The sequence below is a fragment of the Streptomyces sp. NPDC047000 genome, assembly GCF_040644295.1.
Taxonomy (GTDB): Bacteria; Actinomycetota; Actinomycetes; order Streptomycetales; family Streptomycetaceae; genus Streptomyces.
The window spans coordinates 62,727-69,052 of record NZ_JBEYWE010000037.1 but is presented as its reverse complement, the minus strand read 5'-3'; the positions used below and the strand labels follow the sequence as shown (position 1 = coordinate 69,052).

Annotated in this window: 5 protein-coding genes and 1 pseudogene; 1 reads left to right on the top strand and 5 read right to left on the bottom strand. The window is 70.0% G+C overall.

What is annotated here, in order from left to right; translation table 11 throughout:
- Positions 1-68 precede the first annotated feature (68 nt).
- A pseudogene (locus tag ABZ862_RS35035) lies at positions 69-769 on the bottom strand (IS5 family transposase); the annotation flags it as partial.
- A gap of 146 nt (positions 770-915) precedes the next feature.
- On the opposite strand from ABZ862_RS35035, the gene ABZ862_RS35030 reads away from it, so the two are divergent.
- A complete protein-coding gene (locus ABZ862_RS35030; RefSeq protein ID WP_360967459.1) occupies positions 916-2,217 on the top strand; it encodes an alpha/beta hydrolase-fold protein in 1,302 nt (433 codons plus the stop codon).
- On the opposite strand, the gene ABZ862_RS35025 is transcribed toward ABZ862_RS35030, so the two are convergent.
- The 4 genes from ABZ862_RS35025 to ABZ862_RS35010 form a co-directional block, all read right to left on the bottom strand.
- Positions 2,126-2,791 carry a trimeric intracellular cation channel family protein gene (locus ABZ862_RS35025; protein WP_360967457.1) on the bottom strand — a complete coding sequence of 222 codons (666 nt, stop codon included), beginning with the start codon at positions 2,789-2,791 and terminating at the stop codon, positions 2,126-2,128. The genes ABZ862_RS35030 and ABZ862_RS35025 overlap by 92 nt on opposite strands.
- Positions 2,792-2,932: 141 nt before the next feature.
- Positions 2,933-4,141, bottom strand: a complete 1,209-nt coding sequence (locus ABZ862_RS35020) for a dipeptide ABC transporter ATP-binding protein (RefSeq protein WP_360967479.1) — start codon at positions 4,139-4,141, stop codon at positions 2,933-2,935.
- A 53-nt stretch (positions 4,142-4,194) separates the two neighbouring features.
- Positions 4,195-5,292 (bottom strand): ABC transporter ATP-binding protein, encoded by a 1,098-nt coding sequence (locus ABZ862_RS35015; RefSeq protein ID WP_360967454.1) that lies wholly within the window; start codon positions 5,290-5,292, stop codon positions 4,195-4,197.
- Positions 5,289-6,296, bottom strand: a complete 1,008-nt coding sequence (locus ABZ862_RS35010) for an ABC transporter permease (protein WP_360967451.1) — start codon at positions 6,294-6,296, stop codon at positions 5,289-5,291. The genes ABZ862_RS35015 and ABZ862_RS35010 overlap by 4 nt, the downstream gene beginning before the upstream one ends.
- Between the last annotated feature and the right edge of the window lie 30 nt (positions 6,297-6,326).

The following is a 6,326-nucleotide window of genomic DNA, read 5'->3' as shown; positions in this document are numbered from 1 at the left end:
GCCCAGGAACCTCCTTCCGAGTTCCTCCCGGCTCAGCCGGGGATACAAACAGAGCGCCTCGTGGCGCACATGGTGCGTTCGATGGTCCAGCGGTGGCGGCCCAGGCGGGTGGAGGACTCGATGCCCTTGCGGGCGATGCGGTGCCGGATGCCGCGCCGGGACAGCCATTGCCGCAGGTGACGGTAGTCGTAGCCCTTGTCGGCGTGCAGCTTGCCGGGCCTGCGCCGCCGGGGACCACGGCGGGAGCGGATCGGCGGTATGCCCTTCACCAGCGGGATCAGCGCCTGGCTGTCGTGGAGGTTCGCCCCCGAAATCCCGACGGACAGGGGCAGACCGGTCCGCTCGGTGATCAAGTGGATCTTCGAGCCGTACTTGCCCCGGTCGACAGGATTCGGACCTGTCAGGTCCCCCTTTTCAGGGCCCGCATGTTCACCGAGTCGATCGCGCAGCGGGACCAGTCCAGCTCGCCCCGGGAGCCGAGCTCGTCGAGGACCAGGCGGTGCAGCCCGGCCCACACCCGGGCCTTCGTCCACTCGGTGAAGCGCCGGTGGGCGGTTGCCCCGGAGGGCCCGAACGACGCGGACGGCAACTGCTGCCACGTGCAGCCTGAGGTGGCCACGAACACGATCGCGGCCAGCACCTCCCGGTCCCCGTGCCGACGGCGGCCGCCGCCCTGGGGCCGCGACGGAGCCTCCGGGACCACCCGCTGGAACAGCTCCCACAACTCATCCGGCACCAACCGCTCAATGATCGAGACCACGACCGCCAGCCTACCCAGCCAAATGAGATGGCTTCTAAGCGGTAGCTTATGTATATGACAAGCTAATCGGCCTACCGGGTGAGGTTCCGGCAATTTCTCGGTAAGTACCCGGACGTGTCCGTAACCAGCGGCCGTACAGGCCCCTCTATGAGGACATGAGCCTCACCGGTACGCCGTTCCTCTACGCGCTGATCACGCTGTCCGTGGTCGCCCTCGTGCTGCCGCTCGCCCTGTGGTCACGTCTGCGGGGACCCCGGGCGGTGCGCACGGCGGCCCGGATGCTGATGCTGCTGTTCGCCCAGAGCACCGCCGTCGCGCTGGTCTTCGTCCTGGTCAACAACCAGAACAACCTCTACGACAACTGGGCCGACCTGCTCGGTACCGGGAACCATGTCCAGCAGGCCGCCAACCTCGGCGCGGACGGCACCGGCGGAATAGCTCTGAAGCGGCTCCCCCGGGTGCGCCAGACGTTCACGCGGGCCGACGGGCCCGGGATGCACGCGGCGGGCGGGGTACGCGTCACCCAGCTCAAGGGCCGGGTGTCCGGCGTCAACGCGGAGGTCTACGTCTGGCTGCCGCCGCAGTACGGGGAGCCGGCCTACCGGCACCACAAGTTCCCGGTCGTGGAGCTGCTGTCGGGCTACCCGGGCTCGGCCAAGGCGTGGTTCGGCGCGCTGAAGGCCCATGAACAGCTGCTGCCGCTGATGCGCAGCGGGGAGATCGCACCGTTCATCCTGGTGTCGCCGCGCACCAATCTGCTGGCCGGCGTGGACACCGGCTGCGCCAATGTGCCCGGCACGGTGAACGCGGACAGCTGGCTCAGCGTCGACGTGCCGCGGATGATCACGGACAACTTCCGCGTCCAGCCCGCCCCCACGGGCTGGGCGACGGCCGGTTACTCGGCCGGCGCGCACTGCGCGGTGAAACTCGCCGTCGCACACCCCGACCGCTACCGCGCCGCGATCGGCCTGTCCGGCTACAACGACCCCATCGGCGAGCGCGCCTCACTGGCCGCGCAGACACCCGCCCTGCGTGCCGCGAACAACCCCTACGAGCTGCTGCGCAAGGCGCACACCCCGCCCCGCGTCGCGCTCTACATCTCCGGCCAGCCGCACGACGGCTACGAGGCGGGCGTGGCGCTGGAGCAGAGCGCGAAGGCGCCGACGACGGTGCATGTCGTGTTCATCCCGACGAGCGCGGGCGGCCACACCATGGCGCTGTGGCGGCCCCAGGTGGTGCCGTCGTTCCACTGGCTGACCGAGCAGCTGGGCCTGGCCCGCGCCCGGGGCGGCACCGCCGGGACCGTGGGGACCGCCGGGGACGCGGGCACCGGCACGGCGGGCACCGGAACCGCCGGGAACGCCGTCACTCCTCGGTCACCGTCGACCGGCGGTGCCAGGCGCGCGGCGCTCGCCAGTGGAACCGCATCGCGAGCAGGCGCAGCACGAAGGCGGTGACCGCCGCGAACCCGCTGGTGAACGGGGTCAGCAGACCGTAGTGGATGCAGAGCACCACCAGGGTGGCGCCGACGATCGCTGGGACCGCGTACAGATCGCGGTCCCAGCGCAGCAGCGAGGGCACCTCGTTGGCGAGGACGTCGCGGAGCACGCCGCCGCCGACGGCGGTGGCGAGGCCGAGCGCGGCCGAGGAGGTGAGGTTGAGACCGTAGTCGTACGCCTTGGTCGTACCGGCGACGCAGAACAGGCCGAGGCCCGCCGCGTCGAAGACGTTGACCCCGGCCTGGATGCGTTCCACCTGCGGGTGGAGGAAGAAGACCAGCAGCGCCGCGAACAGCGGGGTGACGAAGTAGGCGAAGTCCGTGAAGGCCGCCGGGGGCACCGCGCCGATCATCAGATCGCGGAACAGCCCGCCGCCCAGCGCGGTGACCTCGGCGAGCACGGCGATGCCGAAGACGTCGAAGTTCTTGCGCACGGCCAGCAGCGCACCGGAGATGGCGAACACGAAGATGCCGATCACGTCGATGGTGTGCTGGACGCCGGGGCCGAAGAGCTGTTCCTGTTGCTGGAGCACGCCGACATTTTCGCCCACGCGGCGCGGGGCGACGCAAAGGGCCGCCGCGGACGGGCGGCGGCCCTCGTACGTACCGGGAGGTCCCGCAGGGACCCCCTGACCTGCTGCGGTCTGACCTGCTGCGGTCTGACCGGCTGCGGCCTACTTCCCGGTCGGCTCCGGCTTCTCGGCGCTCTCGGCGACGGGCGCCGCAGCCGCGGATCCGGCGGCGGGGGTCACCGGGGTCGCCGGGGTCTGCGCGCCGGCCGGCTCGTCGTGCACCAGCTCCGCCGCCGCCTTGGCCTCCGTCAGCAGGACGGTGTCCCGGGGCGCCTGGTCCGCGAAGTTCTCCGGGTGGTGGCAGGCGACCCGCTGACCGGGCTTCAGCTCGATCAGCTGCGGCTCGGTGGTGCGGCAGATCTCCGTGGCCTTCCAGCACCGGGTGTGGAAGCGGCAGCCGCTGGGCGGGGCGATCGGCGAGGGCACGTCGCCGCGCAGCAGGATGCGCTCGCTCTTGGCGCCCTGGCGCTTGGGGTCCGGCACCGGCACGGCCGACATGAGGGCCTTGGTGTACGGGTGCATCGGCGCCGTGTACAGCGAGGTGCGGTCGGCCAGCTCGACGATCTTGCCGAGGTACATCACCGCGATGCGGTCCGAGACGTGCCGGACCACGGAGAGGTCGTGCGCGATGATCACGTACGTCAGGCCGAGCTCCTGCTGGAGGTCGTCCATGAGGTTGACGACCTGCGCCTGGATCGACACGTCGAGCGCGGAGACCGGCTCGTCGGCCACGACCAGCTTCGGCTTGAGGGCCAGCGCGCGGGCGATGCCGATGCGCTGACGCTGGCCGCCGGAGAACTCGTGCGGGTAGCGGTTGTAGTGCTCGGGGCTGAGGCCCACCAGCTCCAGGAGACGCTGGACCTCCTTCTTCACGCCGCCCTCGGGCTCCACGCCCTGGAGCCGGAAGGGCGCCGAGACGATCGAGCCGATGGTGTGACGCGGGTTCAGGGAGCCGTACGGGTCCTGGAAGATCATCTGGATGTCGCGGCGCAGCGGCCGCATCTTCCCGGCCCGCAGCCGTGTGATGTCCTGGCCCTCGAAGTGGATCGAGCCGCCCGTCGGGTCCTGGAGGCGGGTGATGACCCGGCCCATGGTCGACTTGCCGCAGCCCGACTCGCCGACGACGCCGAGGGTCTCGCCCTTGCGCACCTCGAAGTCGATGCCGTCGACGGCCTTCACCGCGCCGACCTGCCGTTGCAGGATCCCCTTCTTGATGGGGAAGTGCTTCTGCAGGCCCTCGACCCTGAGCAGCACCTCGGCGTCCCCGGGGCCCTTGCGTCCCTCGGGGGCCGACGCCTGCTGCGGGATCACGGTCCCGGCGGCACCCTCGGTGCCTTCCGTGCCGTCCGTCTTCTTGATCTCACTCACAGCTTCGGCGCAATCTCTTCGGTCCAGATCCGCGTGCGGTCCTCCGCCGAGAGGTGGCAGGCCGACCAGTGGCCGGTGTTCACCTGCTGGAGCTCGGGGCGCACCGTGCGGGTGACGTTCTCCTTGGGGATGTCCGCGTAGGGGCAGCGCGGGTGGAAGGCGCAGCCGGACGGGACGTTGATGAGGCTCGGCGGCTGGCCCTTGACCGGGATGAGCCGGTCGGAGGTCTCGCGGTCGATACGGGGCATCGAGCCGAGCAGACCCCAGGTGTACGGGTGCTGCGGCCGCTCGAAGATGTCGGCGACCGGGCCGCGCTCCACGCACCGGCCGCCGTACATCACGAGGACGTCGTCGGCGATCTCGGCGACCACGCCGAGGTCGTGCGTGATGAGGACGACCGCGGAGCCGAACTCCTTCTGCAGGTCGCGGATCAGGTCGAGGATCTGCGCCTGGACGGTCACGTCGAGCGCGGTGGTCGGCTCGTCCGCGATGAGCAGTTCGGGGTTGTTGACCAGGGCCATGGCGATCATGGCGCGCTGGCGCATACCGCCGGAGAACTCGTGCGGGTAGCCGTCGACACGCTTGGCCGGCTCGGGGATGCCGACGCGGTCGAGCATCTCGATGGCGCGCTTGCGGGCGACCTTCTTGCTGACGTTGTGGTGGACCCGGTACGCCTCGACGATCTGGTCGCCGACCTTGTAGTACGGGTGCATCGCGGACAGCGGGTCCTGGAAGATCATCGCCATCTCGCGGCCGCGGAGCTTGCGCACCTCGTCCGGCGCGGCGCCCACGAGTTCCTGACCGTTCAGCCAGATCTCGCCGGACATCCGGACGTTCTTGCCGCGGGCGCCGAGCCGGTGCAGGCCCATGATGGCGAGCGAGCTGACGGACTTCCCGGAGCCCGACTCGCCGACGATGCTGAGGGTCTTGCCCTTCTCCAGCTGGAAGCTGAGCCCGTCGACGGACTTGACGAGGCCGTCGTCGGTCGGGAAGTGGACCTTGAGGTCGCGGACCTCGAGGAAGGCGGTCGGGGCCGGGGAGGGCGCGCCGGTGGGCTCGCCGACAGCGGCGCCGGTCTTGGAGAGTTCGGTCACGAGAGCCTCACCCGCGGGTCGGCGGCGGCGTAGAGCACGTCCACCACGAGGTTTGCGATCACGACGAACGAGGCGGCAAGCAGGGTCACGCCGAGGATCTTGGGAAGGTCGTTGTCGGTGATGCCCTGCACCGCGTACTCACCGATGCCGTGCAGCGAGAACACCGTCTCGGTGATCACGGCACCGCCGAGCAGCAGACCGAGGTCCATGCCGAAGACCGTGATGATCGGGGTGAGCGCGGCGCGCAGTCCGTGCCGGACCACCACCTTGCGCTCCCGCAGGCCCTTGGCGCGGGCCGTGCGGATGAAGTCCTCGTTCATCGTCTCCAGCATGCCCGAGCGGGTGAGCCGCGCGTAGATGGCGGAGTAGAGGAGGGCGAGCGAGCACCACGCGGGGAAGAGGGTGTTGGCCCACTGCGCGGGGTTCTCGGTGAACGGGACGTAGGTGCGGCCGAAGATCGGCCACTGGTAGGTGAAGAGCAGCAGCGCCAGGTTGCCGGTGAAGAACATGGGCAGCGAGACACCGGCGAGCGCGACACCCATGAAGGTGCGGTCGAAGATCGAGCGCGGCTTCAGCGCGGAGATGACACCGACGACCACACCGGAGACCAGCCACAGCACGGCCGCGCCCGCGGCCAGCGACAGCGTGATCGGCAGGCGCGAGGTGAGCTGCGGCCAGACCGCCTGGTGGGTCTTGAAGGAGTAACCGAAGCACGGCGCGTCGCAGCTGACCTTGGTGGGGCCGACGCTGTAGGTGGCGCCGGACACGATCCCCTTGATGAAGTGCCAGTACTGGACATAGACGGGCTGGTCCAGACCGAGGTTGTGCTTGACCGCTACGACGTCCGCCTTCGACGGGCTCTTGCCGATGTACTGCTGCGCCAACTGGTCCGCTGTCTGGCCGGCGAGTCGCGGCAGGAGGAAGAAGATGGCAAAAGTGACCGCGGAGACGACCAGCAGCAGGATCACTGCCGCGAACGTCCGGCGGAGGATGTACGAGATCACGGGGATCGGCGCTGGTGCCCGCGGGCCTCG

Excerpts from the sequence above, each read along its gene's own strand:
- ABZ862_RS35030 (WP_360967459.1), top strand. The coding sequence starts at position 916 with ATGAGCCTCACCGGTACGCCGTTCCTCTACGCGCTGATCACGCTGTCC.